Raw genomic sequence first — 23,375 nt, 5'->3', positions numbered from 1 at the left:
TATATAAGAACCCAAGTTTTCAATAGGTTTAAACCTATATCTAAATTACGCGAGAACTCCTAATAAGGATTTCTAATAAAAAAGGGGGACATTGATCAATGAGTTTTATTACAGATGTTTATGCACGTGAGATTTTGGATTCAAGGGGGAACCCAACAGTAGAAGTCGATGTCGTTCTTACAGATGGAATTATAGGGCGTGCAGCAGTTCCTTCAGGTGCTTCTACGGGAGCCTTCGAGGCAGTTGAACTCAGAGATAAAGATGAGACCCGTTACATGGGTAAAGGGGTATTAAAGGCAGTTGAGAACGTCAATTTAAACATCGCTCCAGAAATAGAGGGACTAAGTCCCTTTGACCAGCCAGGCTTAGATCAAGTGTTGATTGAACTTGATGGAACTGAAAACAAGGGAAATTTCGGAGCTAATGCCATCCTCGGAGTATCCTTAGCAGCAGCTAAAGCGGCGGCAGAGTCGCTAGGAATTCCGCTCTATCAATATTTAGGGGGAGTAAACGCCAAAGAACTGCCTGTTCCTCTAATGAATATCTTGAATGGCGGTAAACACGCCGATAACAATGTAGATATACAAGAATTTATGATTATGCCGGTTGGGGCCTCGAACTTTGCCGAGGCACTTCGTATGGGAACAGAAGTATACCACAGTTTGAAAGCCGTCCTTAAGGAAAAATCCCTCGCTACCGCAATCGGGGATGAAGGGGGCTTTGCGCCAAGCCTAGAGTCCAACGAAGATGCCTTGTTATGCATAATGGACGCTATTCAGAGAGCGGGGTATCAGCCTGGTGAGGATGTCGCCTTAGCCCTTGATGTGGCAGCAACAGAACTTTATGAAAATGGGACCTATAACTTAGCCGGCGAAGGGGTTAAGAAAACATCCGATGAAATGATTGATTACTATGAAGGCTTGATTGAGCGCTATCCAATTCTTTCTATTGAAGACGGTCTTGATGAAGAGGACTGGGAAGGGTGGAACAAGCTCACCAAGCGCCTAGGGGATAAGGTACAGCTTGTCGGAGACGATCTATTTGTAACCAATCCAAAACGTCTGGCCCGTGGGATTGAAGAGAAATGTGGCAACTCGATTCTAATAAAACTTAACCAAATCGGAACCCTAACTGAAACCTTGGACGCCATTGAAATGGCCAAACGCGCAGGATATACATCAGTTATTTCACATCGTTCAGGTGAGACTGAAGACGTCACTTTAGCCCATGTAGCAGTAGCGGTCAATGCTGGATTAATCAAAACTGGTGCCCCTGCACGGACTGAGCGAGTTGCAAAGTATAACGAGCTACTCAGAATCGAAGAGGAACTCGGAGAAAGCGCCGTATATCGTGGCCGTAAAGCATTAGCGAGATAGGACTAGAGCGTACACAAGATTCAAGGATTTATTGAGTTTTGAAGACCTTTATGCTAAAATGAGCCTATTGATAATTTACAAAGTTGTAATGATATAAACAACGGGTTATCTTAGGGGGTGAGCTATTTTGCAAATTGCTTTAATAATTCTTCTAATCATCAGTTCAATCGGACTTATCACGGCTGTATTGCTGCAGTCCGGTAGAAGTGCAGGATTATCTGGAGCTATTACTGGTGCTGGCGAGGCTATCTTTGGTAAAAAGAAGGGTATGGATGAATTATTCGCCAAGCTTACGGGGATTTTAGCGGGTGTCTTTTTGCTGAGTTCCTTAGGTCTAGCAATAATTGCATAAGTTAAGAGAGTTAGAGTACTTCTTACCCCATAGTAATGAAGCTTATCAATGCTCTTACTCAATTTTACGCTAATAGAGCCAAATCAAGGAGGGCACTTCATAGGAGGTGCCCTTCTATGCTATTCTTCTGTTTGAGAGGGAGTGATTTGATGGAATTACAAAGACGCCTAGTAGAGCCCTTCTATTTCCAGGGAAACCGTGTTGGGTGCCTACTTATCCATGGCTTTACAGGAGCTCCTTCGGAAATGCGCTTGTTGGGCGAAGGCTTAGCTAAGTTTAGCTGGACTGTCCTTGGTATTCAGCTTTCAGGACACGGAACAACTCCTGAAGAAATGGCAAAAACTCGTTGGGAGGACTGGGCTAAAGACGCGGAAAAAGGAGTAAGGAAGTTAAGGGAATCTTGCGACACAGTGATCGGAGTTGGTTTGTCCATGGGAGGGCTCTTAACACTTCATCTAGCGACGCTTGGATTAATCGACGGATTAGTTGCTATGAATGCTCCGATGGTGCTTGCTGACAGAAGAACACGTTTTGCCCGACTAATTAAACCCTTTGTAAAGTTTGTCGGGAAATCAAAATTAGCCTCGATAACACAGCCGCGGACAGATCGTTTTGTATATGACCGGATTCCGGTGGATGGCCTGGTTTCCTTGAATAGAGGAATTCGTCAGGTGCGTAATAAACTTTATTTAATTAAGTGCCCAGCATTGTTAATGCAGAGTACTAAAGATTTCACAGTAAATCCTATCAGTGTCCAGATTATTAGAAAGGAAATTCAGCAAGTTAACCCCGTCGTAATCTATTGGGAAAACTCGGGACATATCTTAACCCTTGGACCGGAGCGAAATGAGGTTACACTTAAGGTTCATGAATTTCTCCGGCAGATTACCACAGAAGAACGTACATAGTGAACTTGCTCAACTAAAGCAGAATTAGAATAAATTAAGCGTAGGGTTTAAAATTAATAGTTTCAAGGTTATAAATATATTTAGCACAAAACAACATGGATAAAATAGGTAAATTATGCTATACTGAAACACTGGGACGAAAGGAGGAACTGTATGTCATCTGGAGGAATTAAAGTCATCGCCGAAAATCGAAAAGCCTTCCACGATTATCATATCGAAGATAGGGTGGAGGCCGGAATCATTCTTACCGGAACAGAAATCAAATCCATTCGTAACGGGCGGGTGAATCTAAAAGATAGCTATGCACGACTGGATAATGGTGAAGTTTGGGTTCACCAGATGCATATCAGTCCTTATGAACAGGGAAATCGATATAATCATGATCCACTCAGGCCACGTAAACTGTTACTTCACCGTGCCGAAATCAATAAACTAATCGGAAAAATTCAGCAACAAGGATTGACTTTGATTCCGATTAAGATTTATCTGAAAAAAGGTATGGCAAAAGTAGAATTGGCAGTTGGTCAGGGAAAGAAGAATTATGACAAACGTCAAGCTCTTGCTGAGCGTGAAGGTAAACGTGATATAGAAAGGGCTCTAAGGGATCGCAATAAAGCTTACTAGACAGAAGCAGATAATTAGTTTTACAAACTTATGGATTTTCCATAAAAAAGCAACTATTCAACAGAAATCCAGTTTCCTTTAAGGATAAATGTGTTATACTATCGTTGTAGAGCTTCTTATACATGGGGGCGTTTTAGACTCGCTCGGGGAAGCGGTGGCAAAGGTTGCGCGTCGAGATTCCACCTGGTCTCGTTAAACGGTGGACAAAAATAGTTAACGAAAACAATTACGCTCTAGCAGCCTAAGTGCCGCTAGCATTCTGCCTTCAGAACCTACGATGAAGGGTCAGAGTGTCATTTAAGTAGGACGCTCTAATGTCAATGCTCGGAGACATTAGCTAAGATCATCGAGCTAGCCTGAACTGAATCCTTGCCTTTAGGAGTCAAGACTGGCGAAATTTAAATTAAAGGACACACGCGTAGACGCTTTTGTGGTCGTTCTTCGATACAGGGGTGCAAGTCCCCTCGCCTCCACCAAATATGTGATAATTGAGAGTCCTTGGGGACTCTTTTTGCTTTTCTAGTTAAGAGAGGTTGCTTTACAAACTTCTTGTTGGATGGTCGTATTCCTGTACCTGTAAATTCCTCGAACACGCTAAAAAGAAGGAAATACGTAGTTTTGTGTGGAAGTTGTTGTAAGATAGTTGTGGGAGTAGGAGATGTATTCCTTTGGGAGTATTACAGTTACAACAAATAACTGAGTGCCATGAAAATGCCATAGAGGGCATAATGGTTTATGATAATTTTAATCGTACTAGAAAGTTAGCTATGGTATTGTTTTTATTAAACTTTGTCTTGCTTTTCATAGACTATAGCAACAGAACCAAGGGCCTATGGAATAGTAATGATGGTTATTTTGACCTATTTTATTCTCATGTCATTTTAGGTTCAGTGTCCCTTGTGATTTTTTTGTTCTCCTACAAACTTACTGTTTCTACGGCAAGTGAGATAACGCTATCTCATAAATTGTATGTAATTCTCTATTCCTTTTTTATTCTATGCTTAACAGCGGTGGTCTCTGGGTTGATAGATCAAGAGATTCATGGTCAAATTACAGTTTATATAATGGGATGTATTATAATAGCTGTAATGTTTAGCTATAACCATAAGGTAACTGCACTTTTGTATGGGTTGTCATGTGCGGCGTTTATGATGTTACTGACTGTTAGTCAAAAGGATCCAGATATACGCCAGGGGAACTATATTAACGCTTTCTCGATAGTTGTAATTTCGTATTTTATATCCTCCCTACTCTATAAACTAAAGCAACAGGATTTGCGTTATAAATATTATCTAGAGGATTTAGTTACAGAGCGGACAAAGGAATTACAGACTGTAAATGATTTGCTGTCACAGGAAATATTAGAGCGTAAACGGTCAGAAATGGAAATGTTGAAACTTGATAGATTAAACATGATAGGTGAAATGGCAGCTAGTATTAGTCATGAAGTCCGAAATCCGATGACAACAGTAAAAGGCTTCTTGCAATTGCTCAGAAAAAAACAAGAGTCAAAGGATAGAGAATACTTTGACCTCATGATCGAAGAACTAGACCGTGCAAATACAATTCTCACGGAGTTTCTTTCCATTCGTGGAAACAAACCAACTTTTCTGGAATGGCATAATATTAACGACATAGTCACATCCACCTTGCCGCTCATCCAAGCAGATGCACAAACCAACGATAAATTATTGACTGTCGAACTTAATGATTTGCCGGATATAAAACTCGACATTCAGGAAATACGCCAACTGTTATTAAATCTTGTTCGTAATGGATTTGAAGCAATGGCTCCTGGCGGGCAGTTAAAAATAAGAACGTTTACTACTAATAGTGAAGTAGCTTTAGTCGTATCAGATGAAGGTAGCGGAATTGAACAGTGTATCCTTGAAAAGTTAGGCACACCATTCTTTACAACGAAGGAACAAGGTACGGGCTTGGGATTAGCCGTATGCTATGGTATAGTTTTACACCACAACGGAAGGATAAGTATTGAAACCAGTTCCCAAGGCTCTGCATTTTATGTATATTTTAAATTAAGTAATTAGAAAGAAATATCTGTGTTAGTAAAATACCTTCGGGCGTTGTTCTTGTCGCATAACTTATCATTCATTTGAAGGCGGGTCTTTTGACTCGTCTTTTCGCCTTTTATAAAGAAAAAAGGGCCCTCAAACTAGAAATTGAATTTCTAGTTTGAGACAGCCCATAAACACCATACGCTACTTACATCTTATTAGAACAGACAGCTTTAATGATTTTAAGGAATTCCTTTTCGACCATGGAAAGGTGGTGACGAGCTAACCAAATTAGAATAATTGAAACCTCTAATTGAACATCGCTGATGGTTATCTTCTTGATTTGGTTGGACTTAACATACTCGTCTGCCATAAATTGGGGAACGAAAGCAATCGTTTTACCCTTAGATAGGATTTTTTCCATCATCTCTAAATTGTCCACACGATAAGAAATATTTATAGCACCATACTTTTGTAGCACACTAGATACTCCACAATCCGTAAGATATTCGGTGTTGTACAGAAGTATAGGCAATGAAAGAGCCTTACTAAGAGACATTGTTGAGTCAATGGAATGGTAGTTGTTTCCAGAAATAATCACTAATTGATCGGAAAATAATTCCTTGTAATTAACATCTTTTGATTTGCAAAAAGCTTCTGTCTTCATAATAATACCAAAATCAGCTTTACCTAATTCAACATCCCGTAAAATATTATTTGATTCTCCGACTTTCAAAATGGCATTTACTCTAGGGTGGTTATGTTTAAAGGTCGTTAATATATCGGGCATCATGGTAATATTAATGCTTGGTTCCACGGCAATCGAAATGTTGCCAGTTAAATCATTTGAGTCACCGTGGGCAATAGACTTGATCTCATCAACCTTATTGAGTACTTCCTTAGCTATCGTAATAATTTGTTCTCCAATTTCAGTGAGATGTGCCCCTGTATTAGACCTTTTCAATAAAACTACCTCTAATTCATCTTCCAGTTTACTAATGGCAGAACTGAGTGCAGGTTGAGAGATGTGAGTGCGCTCTGCTGCGAGAGAGATAGATTTTGATTCGTGAACTGCAATTAAATAAGCTAATTGTTCTAAACGCATATGCTTAACCATCCTTGATAGTTTATTTCTTAGTATAGAATTTAATCTAAGGTCCAACTATTTATAGCCATTATACTATGAGAGTTATTCAGATAACAAATGACTTACTATAATATTAGTAGAAAAAAATCGAAACATGTAAAATCAACACAAATAAAGGGGTGAGAAATTTCAGAAAGCCTCAATAGAAATTATTAATCACCCCATGATTAATCTATAGGGGGTATAATCAGCAAGTATTGTACAGGGGGCATAGGTATTACATATAATCGGCATCATAAGTGCTTCAAGTCACAAGCTATTTTGAAAATCGATAGGGTAGGAGGTCAGATAACCATTCAAACGTTCTTATCATAAAATTTTTCAAAATTTTTATGGACAAGACTAGAACTGATTAACAATGACATTCTATAAGGGGGAACAAAAGTAAAGGATTACGGTATTATCATGATATATCTTTGTAATTCTTGCTTGGCAGAACAAATCATTTTAAACTTCATTATCTTCTTAAACCCGATTATCAGATTAAATCACAAGAAAGGGTGAATAACTTGTCACAAGAGAAAGCTAAAGGTAAATCCGTTCTTATTAATCCTGTTGTTTTCTGGGGCAGTGCTATTTTATGCGTTGTGTTATATGCCCCAATGCTTATTTTTGGTAAAGAATTGCAACCCTATGTTTCAACCATATTAAAAGCTATTACCTATAAAATGGACTGGTTATGGTTATTATTTGCTTTGGGCTGTGTAGTGTTTTCACTTTGGTTAGCTTTTGGCAGATATGGCAATGTAAGATTGGGCGGAAAAGATGATAAACCAGAATTCTCAGACTTCAGCTGGATATCCATGATGTTCACAGGCGGTGTCGGAGCAGGTTTAGTTTATTGGTCCATGGCCGAGCCTATTTTTTATCTTAAGTGGCCTCCTTTCTGGGGTGAGCCATTCTCAGCGCAAGCTGCGCAATTCTCTCTTGCTTATGGAATATTTCACTGGGGTATTACGGCCTGGGCTATCTTTGTCCCAGGGGCCATCGCCTTTGCCTACATGCTTCACGTAAGAAAAAAACCCTACTTCTACCCAAGCTATGCTTGCAGGGGAATATTGGGGGACCGGGTAGACGGATGGCTTGGCAGAGCTATCGATATCTTTGTTGTTATCGGTTTGGTAGGCGGATTAGGAACAACCTTAGGAACGGTTATACCTATGATGGCGGCTGTAAGCGCCGATATGCTGGGTATTGAGAATTCTATGACGGTAAAAGTTGGGGTTACACTGGTGGTTGCAGCGGTATTTACCTATAGCGCTTACGCCGGTTTAAATAGCGGAATTAAAAAGTTATCGGAATTAAATAGTTGGTTATGTATGGGATTATTAGCTTTCGTTATGCTTGTAGGCCCCACCTTATTTATGTTATCCTTCTATGTTGACAGCCTAGGGGTTTTGGCTACTAACTTTTTACGGATGAGTTTATATACAGATCCGATTACCAAATCCGGTTTTCCTCAAGACTGGACAGTGTTTTACTGGGCCTGGTGGGCAGCATGGGCCATGTATTTCGGATTATTTGTTGCCAGGATCTCCAAGGGGAGAACGATCAAAAATGTTGTTATAAATATGATGGTTGTAACGACCATTGGATGTTCAATATTCTTCTTAGTGTTCGGCACCTATGCAGTCGATCTTCAGCTTAATCAAGGGATAGCACTTGATCAGACACTGGCGGATGCCGGTGCCGCGGGAATGATTTCCCAAGTCTTGCATAGCTTACCCTTAACTGCAATAGTGATTCCCTATTTCTTATTTGTAATGCTTATTTTCCAAGCTACTACCATTGATTCCAATGCGTTTATTATTTCCATGATTGCATGCAAAGAGGTTAGGAATGATCAGGAATCTCCCCGCTGGACAAGACTTTTCTGGTGTGCACTCCTTGCTGTGATCGGGGTGGCTATCATGATGGTGGGCGGATTACCGGTTGTTCAGCTTTCATCTGTTGCCACCAGCGTACCCATTATAGTTATTATCATCATCTTAGGGCTGTCCCTACGCAAATGGCTCGAGGAGGATTTCGGCGGAGAAAGCAAAGTGCAAGCTGTCGATTATCCGGAAGAAGACTAATCCTAACAGGGTTGTCGCAGTGAGACCAGCCCGGAAAAATAGCAAAAGGCGGCTTCAGCAGAAGCCGCCTTTTGCCGTCAAATGTATCACAGATCCGATTTTGGCAATCGTTATATTCTCGATGTCTCCACAGTCAAATGGTTTAGAGGGCTTAGATTTTAAAGGTGTTAAGCATCTCGTTGGAAAATACTTACTATAGGCAATATAAATTAACCCCATAGATACGTTAGCTATATGGGGCATAATCACTAAGTATTTTACAGGAGAACAAGGATTGCATATAATGCGAATTGCAAGTGCAACAAATAACAAGCTAAACAAATGACGAATTTCATCCTCCGGGGAAGTCGAAATTTCTTTCTCGGAGAATCATGAGAGAACTTAAAAAAATTACGGAGGAGATGCATAACATGAAAAGACCAGCACTTACCGGTAAATTATTGGTATTAGGCGTTGATGGGATGGACCCAAGAATTAGTCGGAAATTCTTAGCAGAAGGAAAAATGCCGAACTTACAGAAATTCATTGAACGAGGATCTGCTAGAAACGATCTTGTCCAACTAGGGGCAATCCCAACCATCACACCACCATGTTGGACGACCCTCGCTACAGGCGCTTATCCGGGAACTCATGGAATCACCTGTTATTGGAGACAATCGCCAGAAAGCCTTGATGCAGTTGTTTACAATATGGATTCTCGTAATTGCACCGCAGAACAAGTTTGGAATATTACATCCGAAGCTGGTAAGAAGACACTTGTTTGGCATTGGCCTGGGAGTTCATGGCCTCCAACCTCTCATAGCGAAAACTTAAGTGTTGTCGATGGCACTCAGCCAGGTTCTGTTAATATGGGTGTCGCGCAGCTTGACTGGGAAAAGGTTATCATTGCTACTCCTGAAATCAAAGAAGTGCGTTATGCACCACGAGTGGATAAACCAGCGGGTGTGGGTTGTATAATTTCCGATTTGGAAGACACCTTAGATGCTGATGTTGACGATGAAATGATGGAACTTTGGTGGGGGGATACCGCTCGCGAAGGTGGCGAAATCCGTACGTTTGTTATGGATGATGAAGATACAGAAGTTGTTATTGGTAGTAAGGTCGCTTATGATATTGTTAACTCTCCTCTTAAAGACGCTGCAGGTTGGGCAAATGCCCCTGAAGGCGCTAAAGAATTCACAGTCCTGACCTCTGGTGGTGTCATGAGACGCCCTGCCTTGATTCTTAAGAATGACGCTGGGGAATATGACCGAGTGGCTATTTATAAGAATAAGAAAGCAGATGCTCCGATTGTCATCTTAAAACGAGATCAAATGATCACTGGCATTATTGATGACGTTACAAAAAAAGAAGTTACTAAGCCTGCTTGCCGTTCCATGAAGATTTTAGAACTTGACCCTGCCGGTAATAAAGTTAGACTCTGGATTAGTAATGCTCTTGATATTTCGAATGACCAATTATGGCATCAAAAATCCCTCTACAAAGATGTAGTTAATAATGTAGGTGAAGTTCCACCAGTAAGCTTGATTGGCGGAGAAGATGCGGAATTAGTACACGAAATCTTTGGACCTTCTTGGGATATTTACTGCAAATGGCAAGCTGATAGTATGAATTATTTGATCAAGGAAAAAGGGTATGAAGTCGTATTTTCCCATCTTCATAATATTGATTGTGCTGGCCACCAGTTATGGCATCTGGGTAAGACACTTCCACCTTGGGATCACACAGACGAAAAGACTTATCAAGGGTTTATTGAAAAGTTTTATGTGCAAACCGATGAGTATCTCGGTGAATTCATGCACTTACTAGATGAAGATTGGACAGTTTTACTCGTAAGCGATCATGGACTCATTGTAGGGGAAAACGTACCTCCGATTATCGGAGAATATGGTGGTCTCAATACAAAGGTCATGGAAGAATTAGGCTATACAGTCATGAAAAAAGATGAAAATGGCAATTCCATAAGGGAAGTTGATTGGGAGAAAACAAGGGCCATTCAGATTCGTAGTAACTATATTTATATAAATCTCAAAGGCCGCGATAAATATGGTATTGTGGATCCAAAAGACAAATATGATTTAGAAGAGCAATTGATTTCGGATCTGTATAATTACAGAGATGAAAGAACGGGTAAACGAGTTATTGGCATCTGTCTAAGAAACAAAGATGCAGTGCTAATTGGTGCTAATGGACCAGAATGTGGGGATATTTTCTTCTCAGTTGAAGAAGGCTATAATAGATTGCATGGCGATAGCATCTCAACTTCAGAGGGGTATTTTGAAACATCCGTTTCACCAATTTTCGTAGCAGCTGGTGCCGGTATTAAGTCTGGATTCAAAACAGAGCGTACTATCCGACAAGTTGATGTTGCACCTTCAATCTCAGTATTACTGGGCTTGCGGTATCCTGCACAATGCGAAGGAGCTCCACTTTACCAGATTTTCTCCGAAGAAGTATAACAAAGAGCTATATGCGCAGCTATCAGAAAAGCAGCACTCTGATAGCTGCTTTTCAAATACAGATAAAAGGGATAAAGAACTGTATTGTAGACAGTTCTTTATCCCGACCCTGATCAAAATTGCTAATCTGGGATTTATAGTAGGCTGTATTAATTGCAAACTAAAGGAGTGTTGGAAGTATGTCATTACAACAACTAGATTCAACCCATTTCGAAGAAATTATCTATGATAATTGTGAGCCTTGCTTAGTGATCTTTTCCAAAAAAGAATGTCATGTGTGTAAAGAAGTCGTTCCAATGTTAGAAGGAATGAAACCTCAATATGAAGGTAAATTTGGGTTCTATTATGTTGATGTTGAAGAAGACAAGAATTTATTTCAACGTTTTTCATTAAAAGGTGTTCCGCAAATCCTCTTTTTCAATGAGGGCGAGTATCATGGAAAACTCGCTGGTAAGGTTGAGGAAGAAGCTGTAGAAGAGAAAATAGAGGAAATCCTTGGGTAGGGGTCAGACCCCCACACAAAGGGAAACTATTCTGATAATTTCGAGAGGGAAGTGGAAGCCGTGGCTAATAGCTATGATTTGATTATTATCGGGGGAGGCCCCGCTGGACTTTCTGCTGCTATTTATGGTGGTAGGGCTAAGCTTAAGACCTTAGTCATCAATAAAGGGACGATTGGCGGTTTAGCAGATACAACGAGGGAAATAGTTAATTATCCTGGCTATATGCAAATTAGTGGACCAGATCTTATGAAGGATTTCCAAAAACACGCTCAATCGTTTAACGTTGAATTTCTAAAAGAAGAGGTTATCGATGTCGATTTTTCTCAAGAAAATAAACTAGTCAAGACCAAAAAGGGAAAAGAATTTTATGCTAAAGCAGTAATTCTTGCCTGTGGAAGTCAACCAAGAATTTTAAATATCCCCGGTGAAAAAACACTTCGGGGAAGTGGAGTAGCTTACTGTGCCACTTGTGATGCTGAGTTCTTTGAAGGGGAAGATGTTGTGGTCATCGGAAGTGGTGACCAGGCTATCGAAGAAGGCATGTACATCACTAAATTTGCTCGCAAAGTAACTGTGATTGTGTTACATGATGAAGGAATCCTTGACTGTAATAAAGTAAGTGCCGAGAGAGCATTTAATAATGAGAAGATGGAGTTTATCTGGAATTCAACCATTGAAGAAGTTCTCGGGGAAGGAAACGTAGAAGGAGTAAAAATCAAGAACCTAAAAACAGGCAGTTCATCCGAACTCACCTGTCAGGGTGTTTTTTTCTTCGTTGGGATGGTTCCCTCAACCCAATTTCTAAACAACAGTGGTCTAAGGATGGAGAAAAGTGGATACATTCCCACCAATGAGCGTATGGAAACTAATCTTGAAGGAATCTATGCAGTGGGTGACAATCGAGTAAAATACTTAAGACAAGTTGTTTCAGCAGCAGGTGATGGTGCGACTGCAGCGGTAGCGGCTGAGCGATATATCGAAGAACTCAATGATTTCAATGCCAATATACTTCAAACCGATAAAAAGACCTTATTATTGTTTTTTAATGCCTTAGTTAATGAAAGCTTGGAATTCAACACCTTATTGGAAGGCGTGCTTAATGATACTGCTGAAAACTATAAACTGTTTAAAGTTGATACGGCAACAAAGAAGACCCTTGCTGAAAAATATAAAATAGACAAGGTTCCCGCTGTCGTTGTCTTAGATCGAGGAGAAGAAATCAAACGGCTGGATTGTAGTATGGATCTAGAAAAACTAAAATCTCAATTATTTTAGGCCCCATATTCCTATCCATATTAAAGCCGCCTAAAGATAAGATGAAAAAGAACCATAGTTCAGTGCAGAACTATGGTTCTTTTTCATCCCTTGGCCATCCTATGGCCTGCCCCAGCCGATGGTTCAGCCTAGAACCATACTGGCAATGGTGCAATGAGGGGACTTGGTCATTAATTTAATGTTTTTTCTTAACCGCTCATATCTAAAACAACAGTATTCGAGAAAGTCGTCGCCATTGTAATGTCTGATTAAAGCCCAAGCTGTCCAGAGTAAATCTTGAGCCATCATAAAGCCTTTAATTTTAAATTCTTCTATAGGCGTCAGGGGACGGCCGAAGTAATGCTGAACTAGATGCTGGATAGCTTCTTCGAATAGTTTAGATTCAAGAATATAGGCAGCAACATCCCAACAAGGATCGTTCATTCCTGAATATTCCCAGTCTACTAAATAAGTTTTGAAGGTATCGTCAATAATAAAGTTTTCAGGTACGGTGTCATTGTGACAGGGAACTAAAATGGTACTTTTAATGTTTTGTTGGACAATAGTTACTAATTGTTCTTTTAAGGTTGTGTAGTCAAAGAAAAAACTTCCGTGTAGTTGTTTGATAATCAGTTCGTATTTAGAGAGCTCTACTTGCCAATCGAAGCGATTTGGAAAGTGTTTTGGAAAGGAGTGGATTTTCCTCATTATATTCGAAACGGCAGCGAGGTTTTCGGGAGAGCAGGGGTTAGCTTGAGCCATATTTTGGCTATTTTTTATAGTTAGGCTTATTTTAATTCCAGTGTATTCATCAAAATAGATACAATCAGAGTTTACCCCGAACTCTGAGGCAATGTTATTATTGATACGTTCAATTTTGCGATCAATAATCTGTTCCGTCATACCGCCAGGTTGCCTAATAATATATTCAATGCCCTTAATATTCATTAAATAGTTGTAATTAGTAAGTCCGCCGGCAAAGCGGGATTTATCGAATACGATGCTTTCATCCTTAAAAGCGCTGCGCAACGTTTCTTGGACTAAATCTTCCATTTTCATATATAACTCCACCAAGTTAGTAAACTTGGATTTTTTTATTTTTAATTTACTTTAGCAAAAAAAATTAACAAAATCAATGTACTTGAGTTACAGATTTTGATTATTGATACTGAAAATTCAATAATCAACGCACTCTCCTAAGGTAGTGGGGGCTATTGTAAGTATTTGTCTCGATAATACCATAAAATCTATTTAATGCAATAACTAGATTCTGAAAGATACAATAATGCTAATTATATCTATTGATTCTTCAAAGAAATAAATTCTGCATGAGATATTATTAAAGTACCAAAATCGATTAATTAATTAAGGGGTAAAGTGACAATCCTTGGAGGTTTAAATCTAATTAGAAAGAGGGGTTGTTTTGATGAAATACATCGGAGAAGAAGCCTTAGGTCTTATTGAAACAAGAGGTATGGTTCCGGCAATTCAGGCAGCGGATGTAATGTGTAAAACTGCTGATGTTATTCTTGTTTCCTATGAAAATATGGGTTCGGGACTTGTTACGGTCATGATTAAAGGGGATGTTGCCGCCGTAAAGTCAGCTGTAGAGAACGGTGCAGCAGCAGCTGCCGCCATTGGTGAGTTGACAGCATCTCATGTTATGCCACGTCCGATTAGCACAGTAGGCAAGATTGTATCAAAACATGACATTGATGAGCAATAACAGTTGATGATGGTTTAGAAAGGGGAGTCCATGTGGACAAAAATGGTGGTGCTTTAGGGTTTATAGAAACATATAGCCTGGTCTCAGTGCTAGAAGCAGCGGATGCCATGTGCAAAGCTGCAGACGTGGAATTGGTAGGATATGAAAATGTGGCTTCTGGCTTGGTTTCCGTCGTGGTCCGTGGAGATGTTGGAGCAGTTAAGGCTGCTGTAGATGCCGGCATCAAAGAAGCTTCCAAGGTGGGCAATGTTTATAGCTCCCTTGTCATTGCTAGGCCTCATGCGGAGGTAGAAAAGATTGTTGCAAAATACGTTATCGACTTTTAATAATTGTTTTGCAGACCTTAGATTTTCTGAGTAGAAGGGGGGGAGTGAGATATGAATAGAATTGACAATGATTTGCTCTCCGTTCAAGAGGCTCGAATTCTTGTGGAAAACGCCCGTGAGGCGCAAAAGGCACTGGCAGCATTTCCCCAGGAAAAACTCGATGAAATTGTCGGACGTATGGCTGAAGCGGCGTTTAAGTATGCCAAAGAACTTGCCCTTATGTCCCATGAAGAAACAGGGTTCGGCAAATGGCAGGACAAGTTTGTCAAAAACATTTTTGCCAGTGATTTTCTTCATAAGAAAATCAGAGACATGAAAGTTGTCGGTATTATCGGCGAAGACAAAGCAAACAAGACCATGGATATTGGGGTACCCGTCGGGGTGATCGTTGCGTTGCCTCCTTCGACCAACCCTGCATCTACAACAATATACAAAGCACTAATTGCCATAAAGGCTGGCAATGCTATTGTTTTTTCTCCTCATCCTAAGGCTCGTAAAACCATCGCTACTGTGCTCGACATACTTATACGAGCAGCTGAAGAAAGTGGACTGCCAAGTGGTGCCATAGGATACTTACGAACGCTGGCTGTGGACGGTACGGTTGCCTTGATGAACCACAAAGACACTTCGCTTATTCTAATCACAGGTGTGCCCAAGATGGTCAGGGCAGCGTATACATCCGGAAAACCGACGATCTATGGCGGCCCGGGTAATGGCCCGGCCTTTATCGAACGTTCGGCTGACCTAAAAAAAGCCGTAGCAGATATTATTGCTAGCAGAACCTTCGATAACGGAATTGTCTCAGCCTCGGAGCAATCCATTGTTGCTGAGGACTGCATCGCCGAAGAAGTAAGACGGGAGCTCAGGAGTAAAGGTGCTTACTTCATGTCAGAAGAGGAATCTGTTCAGCTCAGTAAGTTTTTTTACCGGCCTGATAACAGTTTTAACCCGGAAATCGTCGGGAGATCAGCCTTAGAGTTAGCACAAAAAAGCGGTCTATCTGTTCCGGAAAATACTAAGGTTTTGATTTCAGAACAAAAATATGTTTCTCCTACCAATCCATATTCAAGAGAAAAATTATGCCCGGTTCTAGCATTTTACGTTGAAAAGGATTGGATGAATTCTTGTGAAAAATGCATCGAGCTGCTAATTAATGACGGTCGGGGACATACCTTAGTCATTCACTCGAAGAATGAGAGTGTGATTCGGGAGTTTGCCCTTAAAAAACCAGTCTCAAGAGTCCTGGTGAATACTCCCGCATCATTAGGGGGTATAGGAGCCACAACTAATCTTTTCCCGGCCTTAACCTTAGGCAGCGGAGCAGCAGGCGGCGGGTTTACTTCTGATAATGTCACCCCAATGAACTTGATAAATATTCGAAAAGTCGGCTATGGTGTACGGCTTCTGGAGGATATAGCCAAGGGTGTACAGGTGGGGGAGACCACTGAAACAAGCGGAAGTCATTGTTCCGCCAATCCGCCTTCCATTGACAATACCCAGGATTTGAAAGAGTTGCTGGAAAAGCTAATGGAGCAACTTAAGTGGTACGGAGATTATTGAGGGGACGTTCGGTAATGAAAAAGTTTGTCCTTAAACCTAAGATATATTTCAATGAGGGATCCATGGAGTTTCTTAAAGAAATCAAAGGGTCCTGTGCCTTTATTGTTTCTGATTCTGTTATGGAAACGTTGGGTTACCTCCAAAAAACCATAGATTATCTTAATGAAACAGGGATAGAGTCAGCTGTTTTTAAGGAAGTGCGTCCGGATCCGGATGTCAAAGTCATTGCCGAAGGCATGAAGAAATACCTGGAAACCCAAGCTGATACCATTGTTGCATTGGGCGGGGGATCTACCATTGATGCTGCCAAAGGCATTATTTACTCCTTGTGGCAGTTCAGGAAAGCAGCCGGGGAAGAGTTTAAAAAACCATTATTTATCGCTATTCCTTCCACAAGCGGTACCGGATCTGAAGTGACGAATTTCTCAGTAATCACTGCGGAAGGGGAGAAAGTCTGCATTGTAGATGAGTGGATGGCTCCAGATATCGCCATACTTGATTCCACTTGCATACAACATGTTCCTCAGTCGGTGGTTGCTGATACTGGTATAGATGCTCTGGTGCATGCTATCGAAGCTTATGTTTCTACAGAAGCAACCCATTGTACAGATGCCCTTGCCGAGAAGGCCGTTCAATTAATTTTTGAGAATCTCAAGGCTTTATATAATGACGCAAGCAATTCCTGCGCGCGAGAACGCATTCAAAACGCGTCCTGTATTGCGGGTATGGCTTTTACAAATGCCGGTCTTGGGATCAACCACAGCCTAGCCCATGCTTTGGGCGGAACGTTTCACATTTCCCACGGGCGATCGAATGCGCTGTTACTAAGCGCAGTGGTTGAATATAACGCTAATTTGAACAGCAACGATAGTAGATATGCCTCTGAAAAGTACGCGAGATTGGCCGCAGTGTTGCAATTACCTGCACGGACGTACCGGGAAGGAACCATTAATTTCATGCAGGCGGTTAAGGATTTGCTAAAATCCCTGGGTATTCCCAATCGGGTTCGCGAGTTGGGAATCGATAAGAGCAAATTTGAGAACAAAGTAGAAACTATGGTTGAATTGGCCCTTCACGACCGGTGCACCCCTACTAATCCTAGACTACCGTCTAGAGAAGATCTGGTCGGTATTTATCAGAAAGTATTTTAACCATCAATATTAGGAATTGACTTGTTTTACGAATAACAAAAGAAGGAGGAAAGAAAATTGGATATTAAAGAGTTCTCAAATAAATTTGCGGATGCAACCAAACATTTATCCCCGGAAGAAACAGCTGCCATTATGAAGTTGTTTGAGGGAATTTCCAAAGAGTTGTCTGGAAATAGTACAGTAACAAGGAGTGTAGAAAAATCACCTGTCTATGAAGGGGAAATCACAGGACTGACACCCCGACTGGAACGTCTGAAAGCAGCTTATTTAAAGGTTAAACCAAGTGTGAGTATTTATCGTGCCAGAGCTTTCACTCAAGTGACCAAAGAAAATGTGGGGTTGCCTAAAATTCTTCTGCGGGCCAAGTGCTTCAGAAAAGCTTGTGAGACTGCTCCCTTGGTGATTCAAAACGATGAATTGATTGTAGGACATCCTTGCGGGAAACCAAGAGCCGGTGCAGTATCCCCGGATATCGCCTGGAGATGGCTGCGGGATGAATTGGATACCATGTCAACTAGAGCCCAGGATCCCTTCCAAATCAGTGAGGAAGACAAGCGGATTTTGCGGGATGAGATCTTCCCCTACTGGGAAGGTAAGAGTGTTGACGAAATTTGTCAGAATCAATATGAAGAAGCTGGGGTATGGTCATTTTCAGGCGAATCCTTTGTCAGCGATCTCTCTTACCATCAGGTAAATGGCGGCGGTGACACTTGCCCTGGATACGATGTCATATTGATTAAAAAGGGTATTAACGCCGTAAGACAGGAAGCTGTCGACAGATTGAGCAGATTATCCATGGAAAATCCGGATGACATGGATAAGATCTACTTCTACAAAGCGGAAATAGAGACTTGTGATGGAATTTTAGCTTATGCCAAACGGCTTTCTGATTATGCAAAAGAACTGGCTGACAGAGAGCATGACTCAGCCCGCCAGAAAGAACTATACAAGATTTCCGACAATTTAGCTTCTGTACCAGCCAATCCACCTCGTACTTTCCATGAAGCACTCCAGTCCGTTTGGACGCTGCAATCACTGTTTGTGGTAGAAGAAAACCAGACAGGTATTTCCCTGGGACGCTTGGATCAATACATTTATCCCATGTTCAAGGCCGACATGGAAGCTGGCCGAATGAACAAATTGGAAGCCTTTGAACTGCTAAGCAGTTTCATTATTAAATGCTCTGAGGTTATGTGGCTTTCCAGCGAACTGGGAGCAAAGTATTTCGCCGGTTATCAACCCTTTATCAACTTAACCATTGGCGGACAGAAGAGAACCGGTGGTGACGCAACCAACGATTTAACTTATCTAATTATGGATGCTGTTCGTTTTACTAAGATGTATCAACCGTCGCTGGCTTGCCGGATTCACAACAAATCTCCACAACAATACTTGAAGAAGATCGTCGATGTTGTTAAAGCAGGGCTTGGATTCCCCGCCTGTCACTTTGATGATTCTCATATCAAAATGATGCTTGCCAAGGGTTTCTCCATAGAAGATTCACGGGACTATTGCCTCATGGGCTGTGTAGAACCGCAAAAGTCCGGCCGAATTTATCAATGGACATCCACCGGTTATACTCAATGGCCGATTGCCATAGAATTTGTTCTTAATCGCGGCATGATGAAATGGCATGGCACCATGCAAGGTCTGGACACAGGGGATCTTGACAATATCAAGACCTATGAGGAATTTGATACTGCCTGCAAACAACAAATCGAGCACATTATCCGCCTATCAGCCATAGGAACTCTTGTCAGCCAGCGGGTTCACCGAGATATTGCTCCAAAACCCCTCATGTCCCTACTGGTAGAAGGGTGTATGGAAAAAGGCACAGATGTTACAGGTGGCGGCGCTCTAGTCAATTACGGTCCTGGACTTATCTTCTCCGGCCTCGGAACCTATGCCGACTCTATGGCAGCAATCAAAAAGCTGGTTTTTGAAGAGAAGAAATATACTCTAAAACAAATCCGGGACGCATTGGCTGCGAATTACGAAGGATTCGAATCTATTCGCACTGATTGTCTAAATGCACCGAAATACGGCAATGACGATGACTATGTTGATGAAATTGCCTCAGATCTCATTATCTGGACTGAACGGGTGCACCATTCCTTTAAGATGTTGTATTCTCACTTCACCCATGGCACCCTTTCTATTTCCAACAACACGCCTATCGGAGAAATCACTGGTGCAACAGCTAACGGACGTTTGGCCTGGACACCGCTGTCTGATGGAATCAGCCCGACACAGGGTGCCGACAAATTGGGACCCACAGCCATTATTAAATCCGTCAGCAAGCTAAGTAACGAATCCATGAATATCGGTATGGTGCACAACTTCAAATTGTTACGTGGTATCCTGGAAACTCCGGAAGGAGAAAATGGCCTAATCACCTTACTCAGAACAGCCTCCATCCTCGGAAATGGTCAGATGCAGTTCAGTTATGTTGATAACGAAGTTTTGAAGAAAGCCCAAATCGAGCCTGACAAGTATAGGGACCTAATCATTCGTGTTGCTGGGTATAGTGCTTACTTCGTTGAGCTGTGCAAAGAAGTACAGGATGAAATCATTAGCAGAACGGTTTTGGATCATTTTTAAATAAGAGTTTCAAATTAATATGGAATATCGGAAGACAACTCTTCTGATATTCCATGAATAAGGAGGGAGATAGTCTAGATGAGCATATCGGGAAATCAAAAAGCCATCATGATGAAGGAAAAACTTAATGCCGACTTTGCCAGAAAAGGTGTATTAACGGGCCTTTTCAGTGGCTGCACCTGGGGTTTGAACAGTGTACTCTTAGGACTGGCCCTGGGCCTTATCCCTTTAATGGGGGATGATGCTGGAAAGTATGCCCTATTCGCTATCCCGCTGGCTGCCGCCTGTATGAATGATTCCTTTGCAGGACTATGGCTGCTCCTCTATAACGGTGGAGCCGGACGTTTCAAAGAAATCATTCGTAGTCTTAAAACCTTTCCAGGTTTAATGGTTTGCGTTGCCGCATTGTTGGGTGGACCTATTGCTAATGGTGGATACCTGCTGGGAATCTCAATGGCTGGACCAGCTTATGCATTAACTATTACGGCCTTATATCCAATCGTTGGTGCGCTTCTTTCTAGAATCTTCCTCAAACAACACATTGTGCCTCGGGTTTGGGTTGGCATGCTTCTCTCAGTTATCGGAGCGATCGTTATATCCTATGTGCCGCCCGAAGGCGGAAACAGCGAAACCTTCTACCTCGGTCTTCTCTTCGCATCTCTAGCTGCTTTAGGATGGGGCGCAGAAGCCGTATTGGCTGTATTCGGCATGTCCATGATTGACCCGAAAATCGCTATTAATATCCGTGAATTGACTTCCGGTCTTTTCCTAGCTATTTTCGTTCTTCCCATCGTTGGTGGCTGGGTTATCGTTTCCCAAGTCTTTACTCTGCCTGGAACCCTTGGGGCCTTTGCCATTGCTGCCCTGGCGGCAGCGGTATCCTACCTGGCATGGTATAAGGCTAACACCACCATTGGTGTCGCCAAAGGGATGGCCCTTAACGGAACCTATGTCATGTGGGGGGTTATCTTCTCGGTAGTTTTCTTGAACTCGCCTCTTACCCAGAACTTGGTTATAGGCAGTGGGTTGGTACTGATCGGTGCTACTCTCGTCGCTATTAACCCGAAAGAGTTCTTCAAGAAAGGAGAGGTGGCATAATCATGGCTGATACATTACCACTGCGATTCAGAGTGCTTCATTATATTTCTACAGTTGACAAAGCCTCCGCGGATCAGATTATGCAGGCGTTGAAACCGGAATATGGCACTGAAAAACAGTTTACCAAAAAAGTGTTTGTAGATCATCTCCTCGACATGAAAGCAAACTTCATCATTGACGATAACGATGTGACATTAGATGACAAGGGAGAATTAGTTATTTACTACTCCATCAATGATGAGGGAAAAAGACTACTTGGCAAATATCTCCCTAAGCGTTGGACTCAGAAATAATTTTCATAGGGATTAAGGATGGGACATTATGAGTACAGAAACCGTTGCAATCTTAGAAAGAAAAGCGAGAATCTTCAATGTACAGAAATACTCCATCTATGATGGACCGGGTATACGAACATTAATTTTTTTCAAAGGGTGTCCCCTGAGATGCAAGTGGTGTTCCAATCCCGAGGGACTTGAAAGAAACTATCAGGTCATGTTCAAAGAGGATTTGTGCGTAGACTGTGGCAATTGTATTCCTGTATGTCCCGTCCACCTACATTATTTTCAAGATGACGAAGGCGGAAAGAACGGCCAAGGAGCCGAGCATAAAGTCAAGAGAACGATTGACTGTGTAGGTTGCCGAAAATGCGAAAGCGTATGCCCTAAACAAGCGCTGTCCATTGTCGGTTCAGACAAAACAATTTCTGATGCCCTGGAAATCATCCAACAAGATGCGCTCTTCTATCTGAGTTCAGGTGGAGGAGTTACCCTTGGGGGAGGGGAGGTCACAGCGCAGCCGGAATTTGCCGCAAATCTGCTGATGGAATGTAAGCGTCTGGGAATTCACACGGCGATTGAAACCAGTGGCTATACAAAACTTGACTCCCTACTAATGATCGCCCAGTTTACTGATTTATTTCTGTATGATATTAAGCAAATCGATTCTGAACGTCATTATGAACTTACCGGAGTGCGCAATGAACGTATTCTGGATAATCTAACCGAACTTATACGCCGGGGGTTTACGGTTAAAGTCAGGATGCCCCTCATCAAGGGATTGAATGATAGTAAAGAAACCATTGGCAAAACCCTGGAATTTCTTCAGTCCTTCAAAGATTATAAAAACTTTCAGGGTATCGACTTGCTTCCTTATCATAAATTAGGCATCAACAAATACAAGCAATTGGATATGACATATGCCATAACTGAAGATTTGAGCTTTAAGGAAGAAGAGTTGGATAAAATTCAAGAGTTTATAAAAGGGTATGACTTACAGGTCGAAGTCATTAGACATTAAATTCTTTATGCGGAGGTCGGGATTAGATGAGTGCAGCGGATGAGTTTGATAAAAAACGAATTATCCAGGAATCTGTGCCTGGCAAGCAGGTCACCCTGGCTCACATCATAGCTTCTCCCGTACAAGACATCTATGAACGTCTGGGAATTGAAGAAACAGGAGCCATTGGAATTTTAACCCTCACTCCCAGTGAGACAGCAATTATTGCCGCCGATATTGCCACAAAGACATCTGATATTGAGATCGGCTTTCTCGATCGTTTTACAGGATCCCTAGTTATTTCTGGTGACGTGGCCAGTGTTGAAACAGCCATGATAGCCATTAATGAAACCTTGGAAAAGTTGTTAGGCTTTACGCCTGCTAAGATAACACGCACATGAAAAAACGCATTATGGTCATAGGGCCAACTCAATCTGGTAAATCCACACTGATCAACGTTTTGAATGATTCTACGAGGCCCTTAAAAAAGACCCAAGATGTCATCTATGGAAAAAATACCATAGATACTCCAAGCTCGTATATTGAAAACCCTTCTATGTACAAATATCTGATCGCAACGGCTCAAGCCGCATCCCATTTGCTCATTCTAGTGGATCAAGCCAGACCTACGGAGGTATATCCGCCCGGTTTTGCCAAAACCTTTACCTGTCCAGTCATTGGTGTAGTTACCAAGACGGACTTAGTTCCGGAAAATGCTGGTTTGTGCAATCAACAGCTGAGAAAAATCGGGATTTTCGAGCCTTACTTCTGGATTTCGCTAAAAGACAATAGAAATGTGGATTCACTGAAACACTATTTACTTGGAAATCAACAAACGCCTTAATGAAGTTTTTAATTATAGATGACTTTGCGCAATACAAGGGGAAATTTGGTATCAGACTTTCATGCAGCTAAGGCTGCACCA

21 protein-coding genes and 1 other RNA gene are annotated in these 23,375 nt (G+C 41.6%); 20 read left to right on the top strand and 2 right to left on the bottom strand.

Annotation, left to right across the window (positions count from 1 at the left end):
- Positions 1 to 98 precede the first annotated feature (98 nt).
- From eno to HGJ98_RS08200, 6 genes are all read left to right on the top strand, one after another.
- The gene (gene eno / locus HGJ98_RS08225; RefSeq protein WP_291350569.1) at positions 99 to 1,376 is read left to right on the top strand and encodes a phosphopyruvate hydratase; all 1,278 of its coding nucleotides are present in this window, start codon (positions 99 to 101) and stop codon (positions 1,374 to 1,376) included.
- A 127-nt stretch (positions 1,377 to 1,503) separates the two neighbouring features.
- Positions 1,504 to 1,728: a preprotein translocase subunit SecG gene (secG, locus tag HGJ98_RS08220; RefSeq protein ID WP_291350568.1), complete on the top strand. Its 225-nt coding sequence runs from the start codon at positions 1,504 to 1,506 to the stop codon at positions 1,726 to 1,728.
- Between the two features lie 116 nt (positions 1,729 to 1,844).
- Positions 1,845 to 2,636 (top strand): alpha/beta fold hydrolase, encoded by a 792-nt coding sequence (locus tag HGJ98_RS08215; protein ID WP_291350567.1) that lies wholly within the window; start codon positions 1,845 to 1,847, stop codon positions 2,634 to 2,636.
- Between the two features lie 153 nt (positions 2,637 to 2,789).
- A complete protein-coding gene (gene smpB / locus HGJ98_RS08210; RefSeq protein ID WP_291350566.1) occupies positions 2,790 to 3,260 on the top strand; it encodes an SsrA-binding protein SmpB in 471 nt (156 codons plus the stop codon).
- Positions 3,261 to 3,384: 124 nt separating this feature from the next.
- Positions 3,385 to 3,736, top strand: a transfer-messenger RNA (tmRNA) gene (gene ssrA / locus HGJ98_RS08205).
- A 192-nt stretch (positions 3,737 to 3,928) separates the two neighbouring features.
- Positions 3,929 to 5,308 (top strand): ATP-binding protein, encoded by a 1,380-nt coding sequence (locus HGJ98_RS08200; RefSeq protein ID WP_291350565.1) that lies wholly within the window; start codon positions 3,929 to 3,931, stop codon positions 5,306 to 5,308.
- Between the two features lie 175 nt (positions 5,309 to 5,483).
- On the opposite strand, the gene HGJ98_RS08195 is transcribed toward HGJ98_RS08200, so the two are convergent.
- Complete coding sequence (locus HGJ98_RS08195; RefSeq protein WP_291350564.1) at positions 5,484 to 6,380, bottom strand: LysR family transcriptional regulator; 897 nt, start codon at positions 6,378 to 6,380, stop codon at positions 5,484 to 5,486.
- Positions 6,381 to 6,931: 551 nt separating this feature from the next.
- On the opposite strand from HGJ98_RS08195, the gene HGJ98_RS08190 reads away from it, so the two are divergent.
- The 4 genes from HGJ98_RS08190 (at position 6,932) to trxB (ending at position 12,734) form a co-directional block, all read left to right on the top strand.
- The gene (locus HGJ98_RS08190) at positions 6,932 to 8,497 is read left to right on the top strand and encodes a BCCT family transporter (RefSeq protein WP_291350563.1); all 1,566 of its coding nucleotides are present in this window, start codon (positions 6,932 to 6,934) and stop codon (positions 8,495 to 8,497) included.
- A gap of 410 nt (positions 8,498 to 8,907) precedes the next feature.
- Complete coding sequence (locus HGJ98_RS08185) at positions 8,908 to 10,956, top strand: alkaline phosphatase family protein (protein ID WP_291350562.1); 2,049 nt, start codon at positions 8,908 to 8,910, stop codon at positions 10,954 to 10,956.
- A gap of 179 nt (positions 10,957 to 11,135) precedes the next feature.
- Positions 11,136 to 11,459, top strand: a complete 324-nt coding sequence (locus HGJ98_RS08180; protein WP_291350561.1) for a co-chaperone YbbN — start codon at positions 11,136 to 11,138, stop codon at positions 11,457 to 11,459.
- 60 nt (positions 11,460 to 11,519) lie between these two features.
- Positions 11,520 to 12,734: a thioredoxin-disulfide reductase gene (gene trxB / locus HGJ98_RS08175; protein ID WP_291350560.1), complete on the top strand. Its 1,215-nt coding sequence runs from the start codon at positions 11,520 to 11,522 to the stop codon at positions 12,732 to 12,734.
- A gap of 123 nt (positions 12,735 to 12,857) precedes the next feature.
- On the opposite strand, the gene HGJ98_RS08170 is transcribed toward trxB, so the two are convergent.
- Positions 12,858 to 13,772: a choline kinase family protein gene (locus HGJ98_RS08170; protein WP_291350559.1), complete on the bottom strand. Its 915-nt coding sequence runs from the start codon at positions 13,770 to 13,772 to the stop codon at positions 12,858 to 12,860.
- A gap of 367 nt (positions 13,773 to 14,139) precedes the next feature.
- Here HGJ98_RS08170 and HGJ98_RS08165 point away from each other — a divergent pair, with 367 nt between their 5' ends.
- The 10 genes from HGJ98_RS08165 to HGJ98_RS08120 all read left to right on the top strand — a co-directional run bounded on the left by HGJ98_RS08165 (position 14,140) and on the right by HGJ98_RS08120 (position 23,294).
- Positions 14,140 to 14,439, top strand: a complete 300-nt coding sequence (locus HGJ98_RS08165; protein WP_291350558.1) for a BMC domain-containing protein — start codon at positions 14,140 to 14,142, stop codon at positions 14,437 to 14,439.
- Between the two features lie 32 nt (positions 14,440 to 14,471).
- Positions 14,472 to 14,765, top strand: a complete 294-nt coding sequence (locus HGJ98_RS08160) for a BMC domain-containing protein (protein ID WP_291350557.1) — start codon at positions 14,472 to 14,474, stop codon at positions 14,763 to 14,765.
- Between the two features lie 51 nt (positions 14,766 to 14,816).
- Complete coding sequence (locus HGJ98_RS08155; protein WP_291350556.1) at positions 14,817 to 16,325, top strand: acetaldehyde dehydrogenase (acetylating); 1,509 nt, start codon at positions 14,817 to 14,819, stop codon at positions 16,323 to 16,325.
- A gap of 14 nt (positions 16,326 to 16,339) precedes the next feature.
- Positions 16,340 to 17,476, top strand: a complete 1,137-nt coding sequence (locus HGJ98_RS08150) for a 1-propanol dehydrogenase PduQ (protein ID WP_291350555.1) — start codon at positions 16,340 to 16,342, stop codon at positions 17,474 to 17,476.
- Between the two features lie 57 nt (positions 17,477 to 17,533).
- Positions 17,534 to 20,077, top strand: coding sequence for a choline trimethylamine-lyase (gene cutC / locus HGJ98_RS08145; protein ID WP_291350554.1), 2,544 nt, complete (start codon positions 17,534 to 17,536; stop codon positions 20,075 to 20,077).
- Between the two features lie 78 nt (positions 20,078 to 20,155).
- Positions 20,156 to 21,175, top strand: a complete 1,020-nt coding sequence (locus tag HGJ98_RS08140) for a DMT family transporter (RefSeq protein ID WP_291350553.1) — start codon at positions 20,156 to 20,158, stop codon at positions 21,173 to 21,175.
- 2 nt (positions 21,176 to 21,177) lie between these two features.
- Positions 21,178 to 21,468 carry a hypothetical protein gene (locus HGJ98_RS08135; protein ID WP_291350552.1) on the top strand — a complete coding sequence of 97 codons (291 nt, stop codon included), beginning with the start codon at positions 21,178 to 21,180 and terminating at the stop codon, positions 21,466 to 21,468.
- A 28-nt stretch (positions 21,469 to 21,496) separates the two neighbouring features.
- Positions 21,497 to 22,471 carry a choline TMA-lyase-activating enzyme gene (gene cutD / locus HGJ98_RS08130; RefSeq protein ID WP_291350551.1) on the top strand — a complete coding sequence of 325 codons (975 nt, stop codon included), beginning with the start codon at positions 21,497 to 21,499 and terminating at the stop codon, positions 22,469 to 22,471.
- 26 nt (positions 22,472 to 22,497) lie between these two features.
- Positions 22,498 to 22,851, top strand: a complete 354-nt coding sequence (gene eutS / locus HGJ98_RS08125) for a BMC domain-containing protein (RefSeq protein ID WP_291350550.1) — start codon at positions 22,498 to 22,500, stop codon at positions 22,849 to 22,851.
- Positions 22,848 to 23,294 (top strand): EutP/PduV family microcompartment system protein, encoded by a 447-nt coding sequence (locus HGJ98_RS08120; protein WP_291350549.1) that lies wholly within the window; start codon positions 22,848 to 22,850, stop codon positions 23,292 to 23,294. The genes eutS and HGJ98_RS08120 overlap by 4 nt, the downstream gene beginning before the upstream one ends.
- Positions 23,295 to 23,375 lie beyond the last annotated feature (81 nt).

The organism is Desulfosporosinus sp., assembly GCF_014237355.1.
Taxonomy (GTDB): Bacteria; Bacillota; Desulfitobacteriia; order Desulfitobacteriales; family Desulfitobacteriaceae; genus Desulfosporosinus.
The sequence above is the reverse complement of the archived record's forward strand: the minus strand, read 5'-3'. Positions and strand labels throughout refer to the sequence as shown.

Coding starts and splice junctions, on each gene's coding strand:
- eno (WP_291350569.1), top strand. CDS start 99: ATGAGTTTTATTACAGATGTTTATGCACGTGAGATTTTGGATTCAAGG.
- HGJ98_RS08215 (WP_291350567.1), top strand. CDS start 1,845: ATGCTATTCTTCTGTTTGAGAGGGAGTGATTTGATGGAATTACAAAGA.
- smpB (WP_291350566.1), top strand. CDS start 2,790: ATGTCATCTGGAGGAATTAAAGTCATCGCCGAAAATCGAAAAGCCTTC.
- HGJ98_RS08195 (WP_291350564.1), bottom strand. CDS start 6,380: ATGCGTTTAGAACAATTAGCTTATTTAATTGCAGTTCACGAATCAAAA.
- HGJ98_RS08185 (WP_291350562.1), top strand. CDS start 8,908: ATGAAAAGACCAGCACTTACCGGTAAATTATTGGTATTAGGCGTTGAT.
- HGJ98_RS08180 (WP_291350561.1), top strand. CDS start 11,136: ATGTCATTACAACAACTAGATTCAACCCATTTCGAAGAAATTATCTAT.
- HGJ98_RS08170 (WP_291350559.1), bottom strand. CDS start 13,772: ATGAAAATGGAAGATTTAGTCCAAGAAACGTTGCGCAGCGCTTTTAAG.
- HGJ98_RS08165 (WP_291350558.1), top strand. CDS start 14,140: ATGAAATACATCGGAGAAGAAGCCTTAGGTCTTATTGAAACAAGAGGT.
- HGJ98_RS08155 (WP_291350556.1), top strand. CDS start 14,817: ATGAATAGAATTGACAATGATTTGCTCTCCGTTCAAGAGGCTCGAATT.
- HGJ98_RS08150 (WP_291350555.1), top strand. CDS start 16,340: ATGAAAAAGTTTGTCCTTAAACCTAAGATATATTTCAATGAGGGATCC.
- HGJ98_RS08140 (WP_291350553.1), top strand. CDS start 20,156: ATGAGCATATCGGGAAATCAAAAAGCCATCATGATGAAGGAAAAACTT.
- HGJ98_RS08135 (WP_291350552.1), top strand. CDS start 21,178: ATGGCTGATACATTACCACTGCGATTCAGAGTGCTTCATTATATTTCT.
- cutD (WP_291350551.1), top strand. CDS start 21,497: ATGAGTACAGAAACCGTTGCAATCTTAGAAAGAAAAGCGAGAATCTTC.
- eutS (WP_291350550.1), top strand. CDS start 22,498: ATGAGTGCAGCGGATGAGTTTGATAAAAAACGAATTATCCAGGAATCT.
- HGJ98_RS08120 (WP_291350549.1), top strand. CDS start 22,848: ATGAAAAAACGCATTATGGTCATAGGGCCAACTCAATCTGGTAAATCC.